The 19,904-nt window shown below is 41.8% G+C and carries 19 protein-coding genes, 1 rRNA gene and 1 pseudogene (1 of these 21 only partly in view); 15 read left to right on the top strand and 6 right to left on the bottom strand.

Annotated features, from left to right (window positions below):
• Positions 1-9: 9 nt before the first annotated feature.
• Positions 10-900 carry a LysR family transcriptional regulator gene (locus EXH44_RS04670; protein ID WP_162856477.1) on the bottom strand — a complete coding sequence of 297 codons (891 nt, stop codon included), beginning with the start codon at positions 898-900 and terminating at the stop codon, positions 10-12.
• Between the two features lie 134 nt (positions 901-1,034).
• Here EXH44_RS04670 and EXH44_RS04665 point away from each other — a divergent pair, with 134 nt between their 5' ends.
• Entirely contained in the window at positions 1,035-1,478 is a 444-nt protein-coding gene (locus EXH44_RS04665; protein WP_162856476.1) for a nuclear transport factor 2 family protein, read from the top strand.
• Entirely contained in the window at positions 1,478-2,092 is a 615-nt protein-coding gene (locus EXH44_RS04660) for a DsbA family protein (protein WP_162856475.1), read from the top strand. Before EXH44_RS04665 ends, EXH44_RS04660 begins: the two co-directional genes overlap by 1 nt.
• Before the next feature lie 54 nt (positions 2,093-2,146).
• Here the strand turns inward: EXH44_RS04660 and EXH44_RS04655 are convergent, their stop codons facing one another.
• Entirely contained in the window at positions 2,147-2,512 is a 366-nt protein-coding gene (locus EXH44_RS04655) for a hypothetical protein (protein WP_162856474.1), read from the bottom strand.
• A 157-nt stretch (positions 2,513-2,669) separates the two neighbouring features.
• On the opposite strand from EXH44_RS04655, the gene EXH44_RS04650 reads away from it, so the two are divergent.
• Together EXH44_RS04650 and EXH44_RS04645 are read left to right on the top strand one after the other, a co-directional pair.
• Positions 2,670-3,263: a sugar O-acetyltransferase gene (locus EXH44_RS04650; RefSeq protein ID WP_162856473.1), complete on the top strand. Its 594-nt coding sequence runs from the start codon at positions 2,670-2,672 to the stop codon at positions 3,261-3,263.
• 115 nt (positions 3,264-3,378) lie between these two features.
• Positions 3,379-3,933: a DUF924 family protein gene (locus tag EXH44_RS04645; RefSeq protein WP_162856472.1), complete on the top strand. Its 555-nt coding sequence runs from the start codon at positions 3,379-3,381 to the stop codon at positions 3,931-3,933.
• A gap of 133 nt (positions 3,934-4,066) precedes the next feature.
• Here the strand turns inward: EXH44_RS04645 and EXH44_RS04640 are convergent, their stop codons facing one another.
• Entirely contained in the window at positions 4,067-4,309 is a 243-nt protein-coding gene (locus EXH44_RS04640; RefSeq protein ID WP_425266857.1) for a thioredoxin domain-containing protein, read from the bottom strand.
• A 224-nt stretch (positions 4,310-4,533) separates the two neighbouring features.
• Between EXH44_RS04640 and EXH44_RS04635 the strand changes: the two genes are divergently transcribed.
• Both EXH44_RS04635 and EXH44_RS04630 read left to right on the top strand, forming a co-directional pair.
• Positions 4,534-5,712 (top strand): ATP-grasp domain-containing protein, encoded by a 1,179-nt coding sequence (locus EXH44_RS04635; RefSeq protein WP_162856471.1) that lies wholly within the window; start codon positions 4,534-4,536, stop codon positions 5,710-5,712.
• 155 nt (positions 5,713-5,867) lie between these two features.
• Complete coding sequence (locus EXH44_RS04630) at positions 5,868-6,620, top strand: esterase family protein (protein WP_135675276.1); 753 nt, start codon at positions 5,868-5,870, stop codon at positions 6,618-6,620.
• 97 nt (positions 6,621-6,717) lie between these two features.
• Here EXH44_RS04630 and EXH44_RS04625 read toward each other — a convergent pair whose 3' ends face one another.
• Complete coding sequence (locus EXH44_RS04625) at positions 6,718-7,545, bottom strand: alpha/beta hydrolase (protein WP_162856470.1); 828 nt, start codon at positions 7,543-7,545, stop codon at positions 6,718-6,720.
• A 130-nt stretch (positions 7,546-7,675) separates the two neighbouring features.
• Between EXH44_RS04625 and tldD the strand changes: the two genes are divergently transcribed.
• The gene (tldD, locus tag EXH44_RS04620; RefSeq protein ID WP_162856469.1) at positions 7,676-9,121 is read left to right on the top strand and encodes a metalloprotease TldD; all 1,446 of its coding nucleotides are present in this window, start codon (positions 7,676-7,678) and stop codon (positions 9,119-9,121) included.
• Positions 9,122-9,315: 194 nt separating this feature from the next.
• Positions 9,316-10,200, top strand: coding sequence for a 50S ribosomal protein L11 methyltransferase (gene prmA, locus EXH44_RS04615; protein ID WP_162856468.1), 885 nt, complete (start codon positions 9,316-9,318; stop codon positions 10,198-10,200).
• Between the two features lie 75 nt (positions 10,201-10,275).
• Here the strand turns inward: prmA and EXH44_RS04610 are convergent.
• Both EXH44_RS04610 and EXH44_RS04605 read right to left on the bottom strand, forming a co-directional pair.
• Positions 10,276-11,907: pseudogene (locus EXH44_RS04610) on the bottom strand (phosphoethanolamine transferase).
• Between the two features lie 176 nt (positions 11,908-12,083).
• Positions 12,084-12,479: a YgiW/YdeI family stress tolerance OB fold protein gene (locus tag EXH44_RS04605; RefSeq protein WP_135675288.1), complete on the bottom strand. Its 396-nt coding sequence runs from the start codon at positions 12,477-12,479 to the stop codon at positions 12,084-12,086.
• Between the two features lie 232 nt (positions 12,480-12,711).
• Here EXH44_RS04605 and rpoZ point away from each other — a divergent pair, with 232 nt between their 5' ends.
• The 7 genes from rpoZ to EXH44_RS04570 all read left to right on the top strand — a co-directional run.
• Positions 12,712-12,993, top strand: a complete 282-nt coding sequence (gene rpoZ, locus EXH44_RS04600) for a DNA-directed RNA polymerase subunit omega (RefSeq protein ID WP_162856467.1) — start codon at positions 12,712-12,714, stop codon at positions 12,991-12,993.
• A gap of 123 nt (positions 12,994-13,116) precedes the next feature.
• Positions 13,117-15,228 carry a bifunctional GTP diphosphokinase/guanosine-3',5'-bis pyrophosphate 3'-pyrophosphohydrolase gene (gene spoT, locus EXH44_RS04595; RefSeq protein WP_162856466.1) on the top strand — a complete coding sequence of 704 codons (2,112 nt, stop codon included), beginning with the start codon at positions 13,117-13,119 and terminating at the stop codon, positions 15,226-15,228.
• Between the two features lie 83 nt (positions 15,229-15,311).
• Positions 15,312-17,393 carry an ATP-dependent DNA helicase RecG gene (gene recG / locus EXH44_RS04590; protein WP_162856465.1) on the top strand — a complete coding sequence of 694 codons (2,082 nt, stop codon included), beginning with the start codon at positions 15,312-15,314 and terminating at the stop codon, positions 17,391-17,393.
• A gap of 39 nt (positions 17,394-17,432) precedes the next feature.
• Complete coding sequence (locus EXH44_RS04585; RefSeq protein WP_162856464.1) at positions 17,433-18,032, top strand: SGNH/GDSL hydrolase family protein; 600 nt, start codon at positions 17,433-17,435, stop codon at positions 18,030-18,032.
• A complete protein-coding gene (locus tag EXH44_RS04580; RefSeq protein WP_162856463.1) occupies positions 18,033-18,536 on the top strand; it encodes a chorismate--pyruvate lyase family protein in 504 nt (167 codons plus the stop codon).
• A gap of 33 nt (positions 18,537-18,569) precedes the next feature.
• Positions 18,570-19,373: a glutamate racemase gene (gene murI / locus EXH44_RS04575; RefSeq protein WP_162856462.1), complete on the top strand. Its 804-nt coding sequence runs from the start codon at positions 18,570-18,572 to the stop codon at positions 19,371-19,373.
• Positions 19,374-19,709: 336 nt separating this feature from the next.
• Positions 19,710-19,904 (top strand): 16S ribosomal RNA (locus EXH44_RS04570); it runs 1,344 nt beyond the window's last position.

Genomic DNA, 19,904 nt, shown 5'->3' with positions numbered 1-19,904 from the left:
AAACGCCCCCTACCACGCTTTCCCTTCAAATTTCTCCACCAAAAAATCAATCAATTTTCTCACGGCAAGGGGGAGTTTGTCTCTTGACGGATACATCGCATAAATGCTGAATGTCGGCAGTTGCCAGTCTGGTAGGACGGCTTGCAGTTTGCCCTGTTGCAGTTCGGTTTCCAGCATATATTTTGGCAACATCGCAATGCCGTTGCCGTCCAGAACGGAGTTGAGCAGGGCTTGGGTGTCGTTGGTGGTGAAACGGCTGTTTAAGTCGAGCAATACTTCTTGTTCCCCTTGCGTGCATTTCCACGCTTTTCGGTTGATGTTGTGGTGCGACAAATAGTGATGTTGATATAAATCTTCGGGCTGCGTTGGTGTGCCGAACTTTGCCAAATAATCAGGCGTTGCCACCAGCAATGAATGGCAATCGGCAAGTTTTCGGGCGATAAAATTCGGATCGGGCGTGTTGGTAATCCGAATGGCAAGATCGATCCGTTCGCTGATTAAATCCATTGGTTGATCGTTAAGCAACAGTTGAATATTCAATTTCGGGTGCAACTGCAAAAAGCGATTGACTATTTGCACCAAATGATACGTCCCGAAAGTTTGGCTGCTGGTTACACGCAACACACCACGTAGTTCGCCTTGCTGTGCCATCATTTCCTGTTCCATTTCTGCGGTTAGATTGGCAATTTTTTGGCAGAAAAGCACCGCTTGCTCGCCTGCGTCTGTCAGGGCTACTTTGCGGGTGGAACGCTGAAAAAGTCGTGCATTCAGCCATTCTTCCATTAAAGCAACATAACGGCTGATCATCGGTTTGGAAATCTCTAACTGTTCTGCGGTAGCGGTAAAACTGCCTGTTTCGGCAACGGTCAGAAAGACTTTGATAGCGGTGAGTTTGTCCATAGTTATCCTTTTTGTTTCTTAATCAGAAATAATTATATTCTAAAATCGCTATTTTTCTCTCTTTTTATTTCATTAAAATGCACACCATCAATAGCAATCAAGCTGAATGTATAACCCAACAAAAGGAAAACAAAATGAAAAAATCTCTTTTACTTTTAACCGCACTTTTCTCTTCAACTGTTGCAATGGCACAAACTACACCAGAGCAAAACAAAGCGAATGCTTTGGCGTTCTATGAAATGGCGTTTAACCAACATCAATTACAAGAAGCAGTGGATAAATATATCGGCAAAGAGTATTTGCAACATAACCCAAGTGTAGCCGATGGTGGTCAAGCCTTTATTGATGCTTTTGCTCCGTTTTTGAAAGAACACCCAACTTCGCGAGCAACAGTTAAACGTGTATTAGCGGACGGCGATTTAGTAGCATTACACGTTCACAGCCAGCTCAATGAAAAAGATAAAGGCGAAGCGGTGGTGGATATTTTCCGTTTCGATGAAAACGGAAAAATCGTAGAACATTGGGACGTAATCCAAGCGGTGCCTGAAAAAACAGAAAGCGGACGTGGAATGTTTTAATGAAAATTTATTATTTATTCGATCCACTTTGTGGCTGGTGTTATGGGGCGTCAGCGACATTGCAAAAACTGAATGAAATCTATCCGCTTACACTCATGCCAACGGGCTTGTTTTACCAAAGCGGTCGTAAAATGGACGCCGATTTCGCCCGCTATGCGTGGAGTAACGATCAACGGATTGAAAAATTGACCGGTCAGCCGTTTAGTCAGGCGTATTTGGAAAATGTATTGCAAGGGCAAGGCGAGTTTAATTCGGCAAACTGCTTGCAGGCTTTAACGGTGGTGCAACAAATCGCTCCAGAAAAAGAGCTTGCAGTGTTGTCAGCGTTGCAGACGACACGTTATGTGGACGGCTTGGATAATGCGGATTTTTCGGTGATTGAACAGGTGTTGCACAAGCTCAATCTTAGCCAAGCTGTACCATTACTTTGCGAACAATCTACCCAAACGGCGTTAGCACAACGTCTTCAATTCGGGCAACAGCTCGCTAACCATTGCGGTGTGCAAGGTGTGCCACAGTTAATCGTAGAAAAAGACGAACGACTGCATATTGTGCCAAGCCAGTTGTTGTATGGTGATGGTAAACTGTTAGTTGATTATGTAGATGCCTTATAAAAAATAACCGCTTGTGCTCTACAAGCGGTTACTTTTGGGCTAAAAAATGCAAAATTAGTTTTTATCTAAGTCTAAATCTGCTTTGTATTCAATACGATTATGATCTTTTGCTTCGATTTGTACATCAAGTTCTTGATCACCACGCTTAAATTTTAAATCGGCATCGCGACGTTCAATATCAGATTCTTCAAGGCGGAATCCATTTCTTTTCGCATGGGCAATCACTTTCTTCGCTAATCCACGGACATCATTGCCTTTTAGGCGATATTCAACTTCATATTCACCATTTCCTTGTCTGTCCGCTTTGATTAATTCACCACTTGGACGATAAATTTCACTTGGAATAGAAGCTGCAAATGCAGAGGTGGTGAAGAGGCCTAATGTTGCTGCCAATAATGTCGCTTTTGATAACATTTTCATATTTACTACCTTTATCAATATATTAGAAATAGCGTTACTCTTAATGAGTCGCCGTTGCTAAGACTGGATTTAATATAAGAAGTTCAATAGGCATTCTTTCTATTCCTCATTAGGCTAGCCTATAATAGAGATACGTCGATTAGACAAGGGAACGAACATGACAGAATGGGAAAAAGCTCAAGCAGGCTATTTATATGATGCAAATTATGATGACACTTTGATTACCGCTAGACTCAAGGCTGCAGATCTCTGCTTTGAATTTAATCATTGCAAACCATCCGATACCGCAAAACGTCAGGCAATTTTGCAAGCACTATTTGGCGAGATAAAAGAAGATACGGTAATTACGCCACCATTTTATTGCGATTACGGCGTTAATGTACGGCTTGGTCGCTATTTTTACAGCAATTATAACTGTACTTTACTAGATGCCGCGCCGATCACTTTTGGTGATTATGTGTTTATTGCACCAAACTGTGTTTTTTCTACGGCAGGTCATGCACTTGATAGTGAGCAACGTAATCAAGGCTTAGAAATTGCCTTACCGATTACGGTTGGAGACAATGTCTGGATCGGCGCCAATGTAGTCGTTCTCCCAGGTGTAACCATCGGTAACGATACAATTATTGGCGCTGGTAGCGTGGTTACTAAAGATATTCCAGCTGGCGTTATTGCCGTTGGAAACCCATGCCGAGTAGTGAGAGCGATTACAGAGGAAGATAAACAGAAGTACCCTCGATATAGGGAATAATGGAAACAAGCGGTCAGATTCCGCCTATTTTTTGCAAAATTTAGTCTGAATCCCACCGCTTGTACTTTTAGGATTTGAGCCTAAAATAGCACAACTTTTTATTTGGAGAATAACGATGACAACAACTCACCCAGAGGCTCAAGCGGTACTGGATTTTTGGTATGACGAGCAACATCAACAATATTGGTTTGCTAAATCAGAGGCGTTTGATAACGATATCCGCCAACGTTTTGCCGATACCTTAACACGAGCGACACAAGGTGAACTGGACGCTTGGCGCAGTACCATTTACGGCAGATTAGCGGAAATTATCGTTTTAGATCAGTTCTCTCGCAATTTATATCGTGATACGCCACAAGCCTTTGCCCAAGATGGTATGGCGCTGGTCTTGGCACAAACCGCGGTGGCGTTACCTGAGTTTGAGTTACTGACAACCAAAGAAAAGCATTGCTTATTATTGCCTTATATGCATTCTGAATCGGCGTACATTCATGAACAAGCGTTAGCGTTATTTGGAAAACTCGATAATCCTTACGCTTTGGAATTTGAAATTAAGCATAAAGTGATTATTGACCGCTTCGGGCGTTATCCGCATCGCAATGCAATTTTAGGTAGAACCTCCACAGCAGACGAAATCGCTTTTTTGAATGAACCGAATTCTTCTTTTTAGTTTTGACAAGCGGGCAGATCATCCCAGAAATTTGCAAAAAATAGGCTGGATCTCACCGCTTGCTAACCTTCTGCTTTAATCACTTCTCCGTCTTCTTTAACAAAATCTGTTGTTAATCGAACAGGTGAAATTGTCAAGAACAGTTCTGATGGGCGACAAAGTTTAACCCTTTTTCCATATATGGCGGTACGTTGGTTCGAAGTAGCTGACGTGGTGTGATCGCCATTTGGCGTAATAGCTGGCGTAATGTGGTTTCATCTGGTGGCGTGTCGAGATAATAAATAATATTGGGTTCAATGCCTAAATGACGAATTAAAGCAAGGGTATTGCGTGATGTGCCACATTTGGGATTGTGATAAATGGTAATGGAATGCATGGTGTTCTCCGCAAATAAAGATATGCTTATTTTACGCGGAATTGGCTTGAAATGCTTAAAAAACGAGGATAAATTATCCGAAAAATACGAACAATCAAATATACAAAATATTCCCTGAAAGTGACTGCTTTTTGTTTTTTCCGTATTCATTTTCGTAAATTTCGATTAGAATCTCACCGCTTACACATTCTTATTATAATTTGTTCAAATTTAGAGGAAGAACTATGTCCAAACCAATGAACTTTGTGATGATTTCCCCTCACTTTCCAACCAATTTTGAAACCTTTGCGGTCAGATTGCGTGAAAGTGGGTTTAATACTTTGGGGATTGCAGACACACCTTACGAGCAATTAAGCGAAGGCTTACGTAACTCGCTAACGGAGTATTATCGTGTCGATAATATGGAAGACTACGAACAAGTTTACCGTGCGGTTGGCTATTTTGCTCACAAATATGGTCGCATTGATCGTGTTGAGTCGCACAACGAATACTGGCTTGAGTTAGACGCAAAATTGCGTACCGATTTCAACGTACCTGGCTATAAAAATGAAGATATGTTGGCAATCAAAACTAAAGCTCAGATGAAAGAAGTGTTCCGCAAAGCAGGCTTAAAAGTGGCGAAAGGTCGTGTGTTTAAAGACGATGAAGATGCACGCAAACTGGCTAAAGAACTAAAGTTCCCTGTGATCATCAAACCAAACTCAGGTGTTGGGGCGAGCGATACCTACAAAATCAAATCGGCAGACGAACTAGAAGCTTTCTTTGGTTATAAAAATGCCCACGTTGAATACATTATGGAAGAGTTTATCGAAGGCGATATCGTGACCTTTGACGGCTTAACCGATAAAGACGGCAATATCGTGTTCTACTCAAGCCTTGAGTATTCTGAAGTAGTATTAGAGACGGTCGAAAAAGATAACGATATGTTCTACTACATTCCACGCGAAATCAAAGAAGATTTAGTTAAACTCGGTCAGAAATGTGTGGACGCATTCAAAGTCCGTGAACGTTTCTTCCACTTTGAATACTTCCGTGTGAAAAAAACGGGTGAATTAATGCCACTTGAAATCAACTGCCGTCCACCAGGTGGTTTAACTATTGATATGTGGAACTATGCAAACGATTTTGACGTATTCAGAGAGTACGCGAATATCGTTAAAGAGAACAAATTTTACTCAAACATTACACACCCTTGGAATGTGGTTTATATCGCGCGTAAAGCGAATAAAAACTACAAACGCACCATTGATGAAGTATGCCAAAAATACGCAGGTAATATTATCAGCGTTCAAACCGTACCAGGTGTTTTCGCTAAAATTATGGGTGAACACGGTATTTTGGCTCGTACTGAAACAATGGAACAAATGCGTGAAATTGCACGCTTTGCTCAAGAGAAGCAGTAATTTAAACAGCGTCCCCCTTTGAAAATTATTGTAGGGACGCCACGCTTGGCGTCCATTTTAATTACAAGATTGACCGTTTGTTACGGACGCCAAGCGTGGCGTCCCTACGGAACAATAATCAAAAAGAGGGGATTTTTAATTGTAAGAGGATAAAAATGCACTTTGAAAGACGTAGCCACTGGAGTGGTGAATTAGGACGTGAAATGCATTTCAACGTCTATGGACACGCAGGCAAACCTGTTATCGTATTCCCATCATCAGGTGGAAACCAAAATGAATACGGTAATTTTGGTATGATCGAAGCCTGTCGTTCTTTTATTGATCGTGGCTTAATTAAATTCTATACCCCAGACTCTTTCGACAGCGAATCTTGGCTTGCCGAATGGAAATCGGGACACGATATGGCGCAGGCTCACAACGCTTACGACCGTTATATCATCAATGAATTTGTCCCGTTAATTCGCCACGAATCTCAGTGGGGGGGAGCGATGATCGCAACAGGTTGCAGTATGGGAGCTTACCATACGATTAACTTTGCATTACGCCATCCAGATCTCTTTGATACAGCGATTGCTTTAAGTGGCGTTTACGACGCTCGTTTCTTTACCAAAGAGTTCCACGGCGATATGGCAGTTTATATCAATTCACCGATTGATTACCTTTGGAATCAACACGATAGCTGGTTCTTAGATCGTTATCGTCAAAATCATTATATCGTTGCCGTAGGACAAGGTGCGTGGGAAGCACAACACGTTGAAGACACCCGTCGCCTACAAGATGCTTTTAATGGCAAAGGTATTCAAGGCTGGTTCGACTACTGGGGACACGATATGGCACACGACTGGCCTTTATGGCGTCTGCAAATGCCTTATTTCCTTGGGAAGTTGGAAGAGCAAGGGATTATTTAAGAAAAAACACACCGCAAGGTGTGTTTCTTTATGTGCTACAAGCGGTGAGATTTGAATAAAATTTTGCAAATTTTCTTTTAGATCTCACCGCTTGTCATTATTGATGCATTAACGAAAACCGTAAAAACTCGACAAAATGATCCGCCCAGTGCATTTCGTGGTGGATTTCATTCGCCATAATTTTTAGACGAATATTATCGATAGGGTGTCCTGTTCGGATCAGTGCTTGGTAATAATGCAACGTACAGTCAATATAAGCCTGATTCATATTTGAAATAAAATGTGAATCCACTTCATCGCCTTCATTTGTTCCCACTTGAATAAACACTTTACTTGAGCGGTTAAGTGGGTGTGTATGAATAAATTCCATAAAAGCAGGTTCGCTAAACCACGAAGCAAGGGAAAACACCCCTAAATGCCCGAATACTTCGGGATATTCCGCTCCCATATAGGCAGTGATAATACCGCCCATTGAGCTACCTGCAAGTAGAGTATGATCACGATCACGTTTGGTGCGGTAGTGCTGATCGATAAAAGGTTTAACCGTTTCGACTACCCAACGCCCGTACGCCATTCCATATCCCCCAGCATTTTGGGTTTCCGGGGTAGAGCCTGTGTCTGTTCGCCATGGGCCGTATTCATCAAGGCGATCAGGGCCTGCATTGTCGATGCCAACAATGATCATCTTTGGAAATTCTTTATGGTGCTTAATGGTCGGAATTACTTTCCAAGAATGCCCTGAATAAGATTCTTTGCTATAAAAAATATTTTGTCCGTCGTGCATATATAACACAGGATAATGCCCTGCTTCTTCACGATACCCTTTGGGTAAAAGCACACGGATTCGGCGTTGTTGGTTGAGGTAAGGCACATGTAGGTAATGCTCTCGCATTTCAAGGAAATAATATTGAAGAGGATCTCGCATTGTAAAACTTCTTGGATAAAACAGATAATCGTGCGAAGTATATCACAAATCATCTTTCCCCTAAAAATTTCCCTATCATTTGTAAAAATCCGTTAAAATCTCACCGCTTATCATTATTTAGAGAAAACCAATGTTAAACCAAGTTTCAAACAGTTTGCTGTTACCAAGCGGACTTCAATTATCCGATCTGACGAAAGTGTTAGATCATTTTTCCAGCCGCCAAATCGACTATGCAGATCTCTATTTTCAATTTAGCCAAGATGAGAGTTGGTCGCTAGAAGACAGCATTATCAAAGAAGGCGGTTTTTATATCGACCGTGGTGTCGGCGTGCGTGCGGTATCAGGGGAAAAAACGGGCTTTGCTTATGCCGATCAAATTTCGCTCAACCAGCTTGAGCAGTGTGCAATGGCAGCTCGTAGTATTACGCAAGAAAGCGGTCGGTTGTTGGTAAAACCTTTCAAAGAAACAACCGCTATCAAACGTTACGCTTTGATCAATCCCCTTGATACCTTAAGTCGTGAGCAGAAAGTTGAACTATTACACTTAGTCGATAAAGTGGCGAGAGCTGAAGATCCCCGTGTCATTCAAGTGAATGCAAATCTATCTGCCGTGTATGAAGAAATGTTAGTGTCCGCGACGGACGGCACTTTGGCAGCGGATATTCGCCCACTAGTACGTTTATCTATTTCAGTGTTAGTAGAACAGAACGGTAAACGTGAGCGAGGCAGTGCAGGGGCTGGCGGACGTTTTGGCTTAGAATGGTTCTTAGCACCACACCACACAGGCGACAGTCGTGCTGTCTATCTTGCTAAAGAAGCCGTACGACAAGCGGTCGTGAATTTAGGTGCAGTCGCTGCACCTGCTGGCTCAATGCCGATTGTGCTGGGTGCTGGCTGGCCAGGGATCTTACTGCACGAAGCGGTCGGACACGGTTTAGAAGGCGATTTTAACCGCAAAGAGTCATCAATGTTCACAGGCAGAATCGGCGAACTTGTCACATCACCGCTTTGTACCATTGTCGATGATGGCACTGTGCCGAATATGCGAGGTTCGATTACCGTTGATGATGAAGGTGTACCTTCACAACGTAATGTATTGATTGAAAACGGGATTTTAAAAGGCTATATGCAAGATAAGCTCAATGCTCGTTTAATGGGCGTTGCCCCAACAGGTAATGGTCGCCGTGAGTCTTATGCTCACTTACCAATGCCCCGTATGACCAACACCTATATGACAGAAGGCAATCACGAGTTCGACGAGATGATCGAGTCCGTGGAATTTGGTTTATATGCCCCCCACTTCAGTGGCGGACAAGTGGACATTACCTCAGGCAAATTCGTATTCTCAACGTCCGAAGCCTATTTAATCGAAAAAGGCAAAATCACCAAACCAGTCACAGGAGCCACCTTAATCGGCAGTGGTATCGAAGCAATGCAACAGGTGTCAATGGTCGGCAAAAAAATGGAACTGGATTTAGGTATCGGCACTTGTGGTAAAGAAGGACAATCTGTACCTGTTGGCGTTGGGCAACCTACGGTGAAGTTGGATAAGATTACTGTGGGGGGAAGGGGATAACATTCGGTTCCCTCTCCCGTTTACGGGAGAGGGTGGAGAAAATCCGTAGGATTTTCGGAGGGAGAGGGCTGAGTAAAATAATGTGGAAAAATAACCGCTTGTTTGCCTTCTCTATGCTCAAAATAGCCTAATGCTATTTTGAGCTGTCTCTCTCCCGCAAGCGAGAGAGAGTAATTTTTAAGAGGAAAAACAAAATGGCTTGGGTACAAATTCGTTTAAATAGTACAGACAGAGAAGCTGAGCAGATCAGTGATTTTTTAGAAGAGATTGGGGCGGTGTCCGTGACGTTTATGGACAGCCAAGATACGCCGATTTTTGAACCGTTACCGGGGGAGACCCGCCTTTGGGGTAATACTGATGTGGTGGCATTATTTGATGCGGAAACCGATATGAAAGCGATTGTATCGGCATTGGTGGAAAGCAAATTGGTTTTAGCCGATTTTGCACATAAAATTGAGCAAATCGAAGATAAGGATTGGGAACGGGAATGGATGGATAATTTCCACCCGATGCAATTTGGGAAGCGTTTGTGGATCTGCCCAAGTTGGCGTGAAGTGCCTGATCCGAATGCAGTCAATGTAATGTTAGATCCCGGTTTGGCGTTTGGTACGGGAACGCACCCGACCACTGCACTTTGTTTAGCGTGGTTAGATGGTTTAAATTTAACGGGTAAAACCGTAATTGACTTCGGTTGTGGCTCAGGGATTTTGGCGATTGCCGCCCTTAAATTAGGGGCAAAACAGGCGATTGGTATTGACATCGATCCACAGGCAATTTTAGCCAGCCAAAATAATGCTGAAGCAAATGGGGTAGCGGATAGATTACAGCTATTTCTTGCAAAAGATCAGCCGAAAGATTTAATTGCAGATGTGGTGGTCGCGAATATTTTAGCAGGGCCGTTAAAAGAACTTGCACCACAAATTATCACGCTTGTTAAACCCGAAGGGGATTTAGGGCTTTCGGGGATTTTAGCAACACAAGCGGAATCGGTTTGCGAAGCTTATCAAGATGCCTTTGTGCTTGATCCTGTGGTGGAAAAAGAAGAGTGGTGTCGCATTACGGGCGTGAAAAAAGCCTAACTACATCATAAAAAAACGGTCGGTATTTGCAAAATCATTGCAAGAACCGACCGCTTGTCTTTTTAAATCACCGCATTATTTACGGCATTGACCTAAAATATCTAACTCTTTACGATAAGTTGATAGCGATAAATTGACATCTGTTGAACCAATTACCGAGTGGAAGAAATTATCGTGAGAATAGGTTTTAGTTTTCGCATTTTCTCTCACACAATTTAAATCGAAAGGTTCATTTTTCACCCACTCTTTTGAGAACCACATAATCATAGGGACTTTTGTTTGGTATTCAGGCGCAATAGAGTAAGGCGCACCATGTAAATATAAACCATTTTCCCCTAAAGACTCACCGTGATCTGAAACATAATATAAGGCACTTTCCCATTTTTTATGTTTTTCTAACATAGAAATAATGTTATCTAAGAATTGGTCTAAATAAACAATACCGTTATCGTAAGTATTAACTAGCTCTTCGTTAGTACAGCGACTAATTTCATTAGTATCGCAAGTTGGCGTAAAGATTTTTTCTTTATCTGTATAACGTTCATAATAAGTCGGACCGTGGCTTCCCATGGTATGAACAACAATTACAATATCTTTATTGGTAGATTCTTTTAATGCCTTATCAATCTCAGGTAATAAAATATTATCTAAACATTCCCCATCACGACAGAATTCAGGTAAGTTTAATTCAATAATATTTTTCGTTGGCACACGTTCACAGACACCTTTACAGTCACTGTTATTATTTAGCCATACTACATCCATGCCAGCACGTTGCAGAATATCTAATAAATTGTCCTGTTTATAAGCTTTTGCATTACTGAATTCTTCTTGGGTTAATGCAGAGAACATACAAGGAACAGAAACAGCGGTTGCCGTGCCGCAGCTGTTCACATCGGTAAAGTTAATCACTTCATTACCACGCGCAGCTAATTTAGGCGTTGTTTGACGAGCATAGCCATTTAATCCCCAGTTTTGTGCGCGAGTGGTTTCACCTACAACAAGGATTGAAACATGGCGATAGTCATCGGGTTTTGCTAATGTCGCATCAAGCCCAAGTTGAGTGTATGGCAAATTATCACGGTAAGCATGACGAATTTTCTTAATACTCGATGCGACAAAGTTAGAGGGCGTAATTAAATGTGGCAAACTTTTATTATTACGGAAAAAAGAGGCATAATCTTGCTAATAAAATTTAGCAACGCCGAGAATAACAATAATAGAAATTATAATGCTCACTAAACGAGATAATAATTCTTTCCACCAAGGTTTATATTCAATTTCTACCGCTAAATATAATAAAGTTGGAATAACACCTAAACAAAATAACCATAATAAAAAGGAAGGGGTTAATGTTCGAGAGCTTTCTGCAAAATTAGTTTGTAATACATTATTTAGCATATCTACATCAAAGTAGATATTAAAAAAGAGTGGGTTATAACTGATTGCTGCACTAATTAAAATTAAAAGTGGAATAATAATTTTATGTAATACAGGAATAGATAAAATATTTAAAATAATATTTAGTGCAAAAAAATAAACGAAAGGAATTGTTAATAAAAAATAACTTTCTGGTTGTCCAGTAAAGGGTTGAGCTACTAAAACTTGTTCGTAAAACCCAATATTTAATGCAAGGGTAAAATAGAGGGAAACAAGTAAATTAAGTGTTGTTGAAGATAATTTCCAATTCGAGAGAAAAGATAACATAGATAAACCTTATCAAAAAATACTGCGTAGCTTAGAGATGTAATTTGAAATAATGTTCACTGTTTTATATAAAATTTTTATAAAAATACAGTAAGATGTTTTTGATAATTGTTTTTACAAATAAAAATCGGATTTGCAAATTTCTCCACAAATCCGACCGCTTGTATTGAAGAAAATTATTTCTTCGTAATTTGTTTTACATCCACTTCTGTTTTACCCCATTCGCTATCGACTTTACCGCGAATTTGAATGGTATCTTGTGGGGTGATGTTTTGACCTTGCCATGCACGTTTGCTGACATCAATGGTGATTTCGCCTGTTGCATCTTTAAAGGTGAATTCATCTTTATCAAGCTGTTTAACGATTTGACCTTCTAATAATGCAGGGGTGTCGTCACTTGCTTTTAAGGCATCAGCAACGGTTTTTACCGCAAGGCTTTCATCAAAGAAACCTTGTTGGGTTTGACCTTTGCCATCATGGTATCCACCACGGTGACGATCATCGCCATCGCCTTTTGCCATAGTTACAGTAGAAACGGCTAATAAAGTGGTTAAGATAATTGCTTTTTTCATAGATTACTCCAATGTGTATTTTAAATAGTTATGATGTTTATAGCGAAAGGCGGTTGCCCTTCGTTGATGTGTATTAAACCAAGCAAATCTTAAAAAAAACTTAAGAAATAAAAATTTTTTTAAAAAAGTTAATTTTTTTATGAAGGTGTAATTTGATTGCGACAATCAGACAACTTCTGTATAATCTCCAACCTTTTATAAGTTCAGAATTTTGCAAAATTTGGAGTAAAGCATGGCTCGTGTAACCGTACAAGATGCAGTAGAGAAAGTTGGCAACCGATTTGATTTGATTTTAACGGCAGCTCGCCGTGCAAGACAATTACAGCTTCACACACGTGAACCGTTAGTCCCAGAAGAAGGTGATAAGCCAACGGTGATTGCATTACGTGAGATCGAAGAAGGCTTAATCAACAATCAAATTATGGATCAACAAGAAAAATTTGATGCGATTGCTCAAGAAGTTGCAGAAAAAGAAGCGATTTCTTTCCTTGCAGATGTGCAAGCGAATTCATAATTAGATCAAGTTAAGTTGAAAATGGACAATGAAATGGGGGATTTACCCTTTTCATTGTCCATTTTTCGTTATACATTATCTATCTTTAATATCTAAGTTGTTGTCATTGTGGTGGAGTAGAAAGTGGAACTGTTTGAAAGTCTTGATCGTGTGATTCAAGGGTATTTACCCGCTGATCAAATAGAAATGGTTAAACGTGCTTTTGTGGTAGCAAAACATGCACACGAAGGGCAATTCCGTTCAAGTGGTGAACCTTACATTACTCACCCTGTTGCTGTAGCGTGCATCATTGCTGAGATGAAACTTGATCATGAAGCGGTAATGGCAGCACTACTGCACGATGTGATTGAAGATACACCTTACACGGAAGAGCAACTTGCCGCAGAGTTTGGCACCAGTACTGCTGAAATTGTGCAAGGTGTATCGAAACTAGATAAATTAAAGTTCCGTACCCGTCAAGAAGCACAGGTCGAAAATTTCCGAAAAATGATCTTGGCGATGACCAAAGATGTTCGCGTGGTATTAATCAAACTCGCCGACCGTACCCACAATATGCAAACCCTTGGGGCGTTGCGTCCTGATAAACGCCAACGTATTGCGAAGGAAACCCTCGAAATTTACACACCATTGGCTCACCGTTTGGGTATTGAACATTTAAAAAATCAATTAGAAGATCTCTGTCTTGAAGCGATGTATCCCCACCGTTATCGTGTGTTAAAAATGGCAGTTGATACAGCAAGGGGATCAAACCAAGCGATGATTCAGCGCATTTCTGAAGAAATCCATGCTCGTTTAGGAGAAGTTGGAATCAAAGCGCGAGTTTATGGTAAAGAGCGTCATCTCTACTATCTTTACGAACGTATGCGCCAAAAAGCACAACGTTTTAATTCTATTTTAGATATTTACTCATTCCGAGTTGTCGTGGATAACATTGATAACTGCTACCGTGTTTTAGGGCAAATGCATAGTCTGTATAAACCACGCCCATTCCAAGTCAAAGATTATATTGCAGTGCCGAAAACCAATGGCTACCAATCGTTGCATACTTCTATGATTGGGCATAAAGGTGTGCCTGTGGATGTATTAATTCGTACAGAAGAGATGGATCAGGCTGCACGTCTTGGTGTGGCGGCTTTCTGGGGGTATCAAGAGCAAGCCAATATGAGTGTACAAGTCCGTGCGCAGCAATGGCTCAAAAGTATCGTGGAAATGCAACAAAGTGCAGGCAACTCAGCGGAGTTTATCGAAAACGTTAAATCCGATCTGTTCTCAAGCGACATCTACGTCTTTACCCCGAAAGGTCGTATCGTACAGCTTCCAGCCAATGCGACGGCAGTGGATTTCGCCTATGCGGTACATACCGATGTGGGCGACCGCTGTATTGGTGCAGTGGTCGATCATCAGCCGTATCCACTTTCTCAACCGTTGCAATCAGGGCAAACCATTGAAATTCAAACGGCAGAAAGTCCACGTTTAAATGCATTGTGGCTAAACTTTGTAGTGACGGCAAAAGCACGCTCTTGTATTCGAAATACTTTAAAACGCCAGCAACGTACAGAAGCGATTTCACTTGGTAGACGACAATTATTATTGTCACTCAATTTGCAAAGTTTTGAGCAAATTGACCCGCTTGTAATAGAAAATGTACTGACGGATTTGAAGTTAGAGCAGTTTGATGATCTGTTAGCCGAAATCGGTTTGGGCAATCAGATTAGTGGCGTGGTGGCTCAACGTTTATCAGGTAAAACTCTAGAGATTGATACGGACGGCAACCCCGAAAATAATCAACCCCTTGCAATTCAGGGTGTAGATAGCGGTTTGATTAGCTTTGCGAAATGCTGTTTGCCTGTGCCGGGGGATGAAATCATCGCTCATATCAGTTCGGGCAAAGGGCTAATGGTTCACTGTTTAACCTGCAAAAATGTAAAAGATGCCGTCACCGATCATCGTCACTATATGCCTGTAAGTTGGGAAATTGCCAAAGATAAATCCGTTGAATTTGAAGCAGAAATCGTGGTCGATATTCTCAATCAACAAGGCATTCTTGCAGGGATTACTTCTGCGATTGCCAAAATGAACAGCAATATCCTTGATATTCACAGCCAACAGCGAGAAGGTGGTGTGTATCAAGTGAAATTGCTAGTAAGTGTAAAAGATAAAGCCCATCTCAATGACATTTTAGCTAAACTCAGCCATCTTACCGGCGTGGTACAAGCGGTGAGATCAGCTGGATAATTTGCAAATCCTATCAGGGTGCCATTGCGGCACCCTTTGTTCTTTTATACAATCAAGCGGTCATTTCTTACAAAAATTTTGCAATGAGCCAACAACTATTAGACGGTGTACCGCTAACCGCCCTTTCGGGGGTTGGAGCGGCGATTTCAGAGAAACTCAGTCGGATCGGCATTAATAACGTGCAAGATCTGCTATTCCATTTGCCTATGCGGTATGAAGACCGTACTCGGATCACGCCGATTGCGGATGTTCGTCCTGAAAGTTTTGCGACGGTTGAAGGCTTTGTGCAACTGACGGAAGTACAATTCGGTCGTCGTCCGATTTTAAGTACCACGATTTCTGACGGAACAAGCAAAATTACCCTGAAATTCTTTAATTTCAATGCGGGAATGAAAAACAGTTTGGCGACTGGCGTAAGGGTCAAAGCCTTTGGCGAGATTAAACGCGGTCGTTTTATGGCAGAAATTCATCATCCTGAATATCAAATTATTCGGGGAAACCAACCGCTTGAACTGGCGGAAACATTGACACCGATTTATCCAACAACCGAAGGCTTGAAACAAGCTTCTTTGCGTAAATTAACCGATCAAGCCTTGGCGTTACTTGAGCGTGTGCAAGTGGCAGAATTACTTCCCGATGAATTTAATCCGCATAAATATAGCTTAAAAGAAGCCTTGCAGTTGTTACATCGACCGCCGCCGAGTGTGTCGTCTGAATTGTTAGATAAAGGCGAACACCCTGCACAAAAACGGCTGATTTTTGAAGAGTTGTTGGCACATAATTTGGCAATGCAACAGGTGCGAATGGGCGTGCAACAACATTTTGCTGAACCGCTACGTTATCAAACCGATTTAAAACAACGCTTTTTGGCGACTTTGCCGTTTCAGCCGACCAACGCCCAAAGTCGTGTAACCGCAGAGATTGAACAGGATTTGGCGAAACCTTTCCCGATGATGCGACTGGTGCAAGGCGATGTGGGTTCAGGCAAAACCCTTGTGGCAGCATTGGCAGCACTACTGGCGATTGACAATGGTAAACAGGTAGCGTTAATGGCGCCGACCGAAATCCTTGCCGAGCAACACGCCCATAATTTTGCCAATTGGCTCAAACCGTTTGGGATTGAAGTGGGCTGGTTAGCTGGCAAGGTGAAAGGTAAAGCGAGAACGGCACAGTTGGAAGCGATTAAAAATGGCGATGTGCAGATGATTATCGGCACGCACGCCCTGTTTCAAGATCAGGTGGAATTTCATCATCTTGCTCTTGTGATTATTGATGAACAGCACCGTTTCGGCGTGCATCAACGTTTAACCTTACGCGAAAAAGGGGCGAAGGGCGATATCTATCCGCACCAGTTGATTATGACCGCAACGCCTATTCCACGCACCTTGGCGATGACCGTCTATGCGGATCTAGATACATCCATTATTGACGAGCTTCCCCCGGGGCGAACGCCGATTACGACGGTGGCGATTTCGGAAGATCGTCGAGATGAAGTGGTTCGCCGTGTTTATCAAGCCTGTAAAAATGAAAAACGCCAAGCCTATTGGGTTTGTACGCTGATTGATGAGTCGGAAGTGTTAGAAGCACAAGCGGCAGCAGCGATTGCCGAAGATTTACAACGTGTCTTGCCCGATTTGCGGATTGGCTTGGTTCACGGGCGAATGAAACCACAAGAAAAACAAGCGATTATGACGGAATTTAAGGCAGCAAATATTGATTTATTGGTGGCAACAACGGTGATTGAAGTCGGTGTAGATGTGCCGAATGCCAGTTTGATGATTATCGAAAACTCGGAGCGTTTGGGGCTGGCACAGTTGCACCAACTGCGTGGGCGTGTTGGGCGTGGAGCGACGGCTTCCCATTGTGTCTTGATGTACAAAGCTCCATTGGGTAAAATTTCATCTAAGCGGTTACAGGTGCTGAGAGATAGTCAAGACGGTTTTGTGATTGCTGAAAAAGATTTGGAAATTCGTGGACCGGGTGAAGTGTTAGGCACAAAACAGACAGGTATGGCGGAGTTCAAAATTGCGAATTTAATGCGAGATCGTAAAATGATCCCGTTGGTGCAGAACTACGCCAAACAGCTAACTTTGAAATATCCCGATACAGCTAAACTGTTAATTCGCCGTTGGCTTGATGAAAAGACGGTTTATAGCAATGCGTAAGCGGTGAGATTTGCGAATTTTTTACAAAAAGGAGAACTAATGAAAACAGATCAAGATATTTTAGACAGAGCATTAAGCAAACAGGCTGAGTTTGATAAAACAGCTCAAATTACCCTTGTTGGTCACTCACTATTTGATATGTGGTCTGATATGGAACAAGGCACGCCGAATATTGCAGGTAAAACGGTGGCAAATTTAGGGTTATCTGGTACTAGCACCCGTCAATACCTTGATGTGATTGTTAAAGGTAATTTAATCAAACAGTTAGGCGAAGATGTGTTTATCTTTTTAGGGGTGAATGACATTGTAAAAGAACCTGATTATTCGCCGAAGCAAGTGTTAGACTGGATTAATGAGATTGTGTCTGCCTTTAAAACGTTAGCTCCGACATCTCGCTACTATTTATTAGAAGCCACCCCTGTGAATAACATTGCAACCACGGATAACCCTGCAATTTTGGCGTTAAATCAATATTTTGAAGCACATTGTCCTGCCGATATTCGTTATGTGAAAACGTGGAATGTCTTTGCTAACGAAGAAGGCAAATTGGACTTAAATCTGTGTCACGACGGATTGCACTTTACTCAGCAAGGCTATGATGTGTTAGAGCAGATTTTGCTCAAACAGCTAGGGGCTTAAATGCAGGATTTCGAGCAGTATCGAACCTTATTAGCCACATCTGCTTGGCAAACGGCGGAAACGGGTTTGCCAAGCCAAGTTGCAGAATGGCTGTTACATACGAACTCTTTAACTGAAAAGTTGCAACAAATTTGCCAAAGGCTATCCGTTGATGTGGTGCAACAGGGCTGGCAAGCGGTCGGTTTTGAGCAACATTTTGCAAAAATGTGGGTGCGAGAAGTGGTGTTAAACGGTGACGACAATGCGTGGATTTTTGCTCAAACATTATTAGCGGAAGACACGATTAAGAATGTGGCACAAGCCGTTTTAACCCTAGGGGATAATCCCATTGGTTTGTGGCTGTTCCCACAAAATCCACAGCGTTTAACTTTGGAATGGTGTCAAGACAAACAGACAGGCTTATATGCTCGCCGTTCAACGTTGCTACTCAAAGGTTATCCGTTAGAAATTCGAGAGCTGTTTTTGCCACAATTTTCATTTGAAACCACATCAAGAAAGGCGTAGCATTCGTCCGAATTTCTTTAAGTACGAAATATAATGAAACCAACAATTCTTCTTTACGACTCAGGAATGGGCGGTTTGACTATTTACGATGCCATTCGTGAAAGTCTGCCAGATGCCCATTATCTCTACTGTTTTGACAATGCGTATTTCCCTTATTCTGAAAAATCAGAAGCGGTGCTGATCGAACGAGCGGTGAGTATTGTGCAAAAAATTGCAGAAAACTATCCGCTTGATATGGTGGTTGTCGCTTGTAACACTGCCAGTACGGTGGTGCTACCTGCCTTGCGAGAACGGTTTGCAATGCCGATTGTCGGGACTGTGCCTGCGATTAAACCTGCTGCCCAAATTTCCCAAACTAAAACCATTGGCTTGCTTGCAACCAAAGGCACGGTAACACGCCCTTATGTTGATGAGTTGATTGAACGCTATGCAAAAGAGTGTGTGGTAGAACGTATTGGTTCAACGGACTTGGTGGAAATTGTCGAAGAAAAACAGCAAACGGGTTCGGTGGATATGCAACGTCTGCAAAAAGTTGTTGCAGAATGGCAATCACACCCGACATTAGACACGGTGATTTTAGGGTGTACACATTTCCCATTAGTCAAAGAAGAGTTGCAACAACTATTACCACGAGTGAGTTTTTTTGTTGATCCAGGCAATGGGATTGCGAACCGTGTGGTGAGCTTGTTACAAGATGTAAAGATTAAAGTGGATAACGAAAACAAAGAAAATCAGGCATTTTGTACGCAAAATAATGAAGACTTCCTAAAAAGAGAAAAGGTAATGCAGAATTGGGGATTTAAACGCTTAAATATACTGAATTTTGTTGAAAAATAATTTTATTTAAAATCAATAGGTTACATCTTGTGGTTTTTAATTTTTGGTGAAAAACAAAACATTTAGAAAAAAACTTTAAAAAAAGTACTTGCGTTGGTTTGAGATTTCTCTATAATGCGCACCACACAACGACGCGCTGTTGTGAGTAGTTAAATTTGACAGTGCGTCGTTCTTTTTTGCTCTTTAACAATTTATCAGACAATCTGTGTGGGCACTTGTTGATTGACTTTGTTTGAAAATATTTTTTTAATTTTGAAGTCTTGATAAGTGCTTAACTTGAAATTCATATTAATGTGATTTTTTATAGTCAGTACATATTGAGCGATTAAACTTTTTGAATTGAAGAGTTTGATCATGGCTCAGATTGAACGCTGGCGGCAGGCTTAACACATGCAAGTCGAACGGTAGCAGGAGAAAGCTTGCTTTCTTGCTGACGAGTGGCGGACGGGTGAGTAATGCTTGGGAATCTGGCTTATGGAGGGGGATAACTACGGGAAACTGTAGCTAATACCGCGTAATGTCTAAGGACTA

Source organism: Actinobacillus indolicus (genome assembly GCF_004519515.1).
GTDB lineage: Bacteria > Pseudomonadota > Gammaproteobacteria > Enterobacterales > Pasteurellaceae > Glaesserella > Glaesserella indolica_A.
The sequence above is the reverse complement of the archived record's forward strand: the minus strand, read 5'-3'. Positions and strand labels throughout refer to the sequence as shown.

Excerpts from the sequence above, each read along its gene's own strand:
- EXH44_RS04660 (WP_162856475.1), top strand. The coding sequence starts at position 1,478 with ATGAAAATTTATTATTTATTCGATCCACTTTGTGGCTGGTGTTATGGG.
- EXH44_RS04655 (WP_162856474.1), bottom strand. The coding sequence starts at position 2,512 with ATGAAAATGTTATCAAAAGCGACATTATTGGCAGCAACATTAGGCCTC.
- EXH44_RS04645 (WP_162856472.1), top strand. The coding sequence starts at position 3,379 with ATGACAACAACTCACCCAGAGGCTCAAGCGGTACTGGATTTTTGGTAT.
- rpoZ (WP_162856467.1), top strand. The coding sequence starts at position 12,712 with ATGGCTCGTGTAACCGTACAAGATGCAGTAGAGAAAGTTGGCAACCGA.
- EXH44_RS04630 (WP_135675276.1), top strand. The coding sequence starts at position 5,868 with ATGCACTTTGAAAGACGTAGCCACTGGAGTGGTGAATTAGGACGTGAA.
- EXH44_RS04650 (WP_162856473.1), top strand. The coding sequence starts at position 2,670 with ATGACAGAATGGGAAAAAGCTCAAGCAGGCTATTTATATGATGCAAAT.
- EXH44_RS04640 (WP_425266857.1), bottom strand. The coding sequence starts at position 4,309 with ATGCATTCCATTACCATTTATCACAATCCCAAATGTGGCACATCACGC.
- murI (WP_162856462.1), top strand. The coding sequence starts at position 18,570 with ATGAAACCAACAATTCTTCTTTACGACTCAGGAATGGGCGGTTTGACT.
- EXH44_RS04585 (WP_162856464.1), top strand. The coding sequence starts at position 17,433 with ATGAAAACAGATCAAGATATTTTAGACAGAGCATTAAGCAAACAGGCT.
- prmA (WP_162856468.1), top strand. The coding sequence starts at position 9,316 with ATGGCTTGGGTACAAATTCGTTTAAATAGTACAGACAGAGAAGCTGAG.
- EXH44_RS04665 (WP_162856476.1), top strand. The coding sequence starts at position 1,035 with ATGAAAAAATCTCTTTTACTTTTAACCGCACTTTTCTCTTCAACTGTT.
- EXH44_RS04635 (WP_162856471.1), top strand. The coding sequence starts at position 4,534 with ATGTCCAAACCAATGAACTTTGTGATGATTTCCCCTCACTTTCCAACC.
- EXH44_RS04580 (WP_162856463.1), top strand. The coding sequence starts at position 18,033 with ATGCAGGATTTCGAGCAGTATCGAACCTTATTAGCCACATCTGCTTGG.
- EXH44_RS04670 (WP_162856477.1), bottom strand. The coding sequence starts at position 900 with ATGGACAAACTCACCGCTATCAAAGTCTTTCTGACCGTTGCCGAAACA.
- EXH44_RS04625 (WP_162856470.1), bottom strand. The coding sequence starts at position 7,545 with ATGCGAGATCCTCTTCAATATTATTTCCTTGAAATGCGAGAGCATTAC.
- EXH44_RS04605 (WP_135675288.1), bottom strand. The coding sequence starts at position 12,479 with ATGAAAAAAGCAATTATCTTAACCACTTTATTAGCCGTTTCTACTGTA.
- recG (WP_162856465.1), top strand. The coding sequence starts at position 15,312 with ATGAGCCAACAACTATTAGACGGTGTACCGCTAACCGCCCTTTCGGGG.
- tldD (WP_162856469.1), top strand. The coding sequence starts at position 7,676 with ATGTTAAACCAAGTTTCAAACAGTTTGCTGTTACCAAGCGGACTTCAA.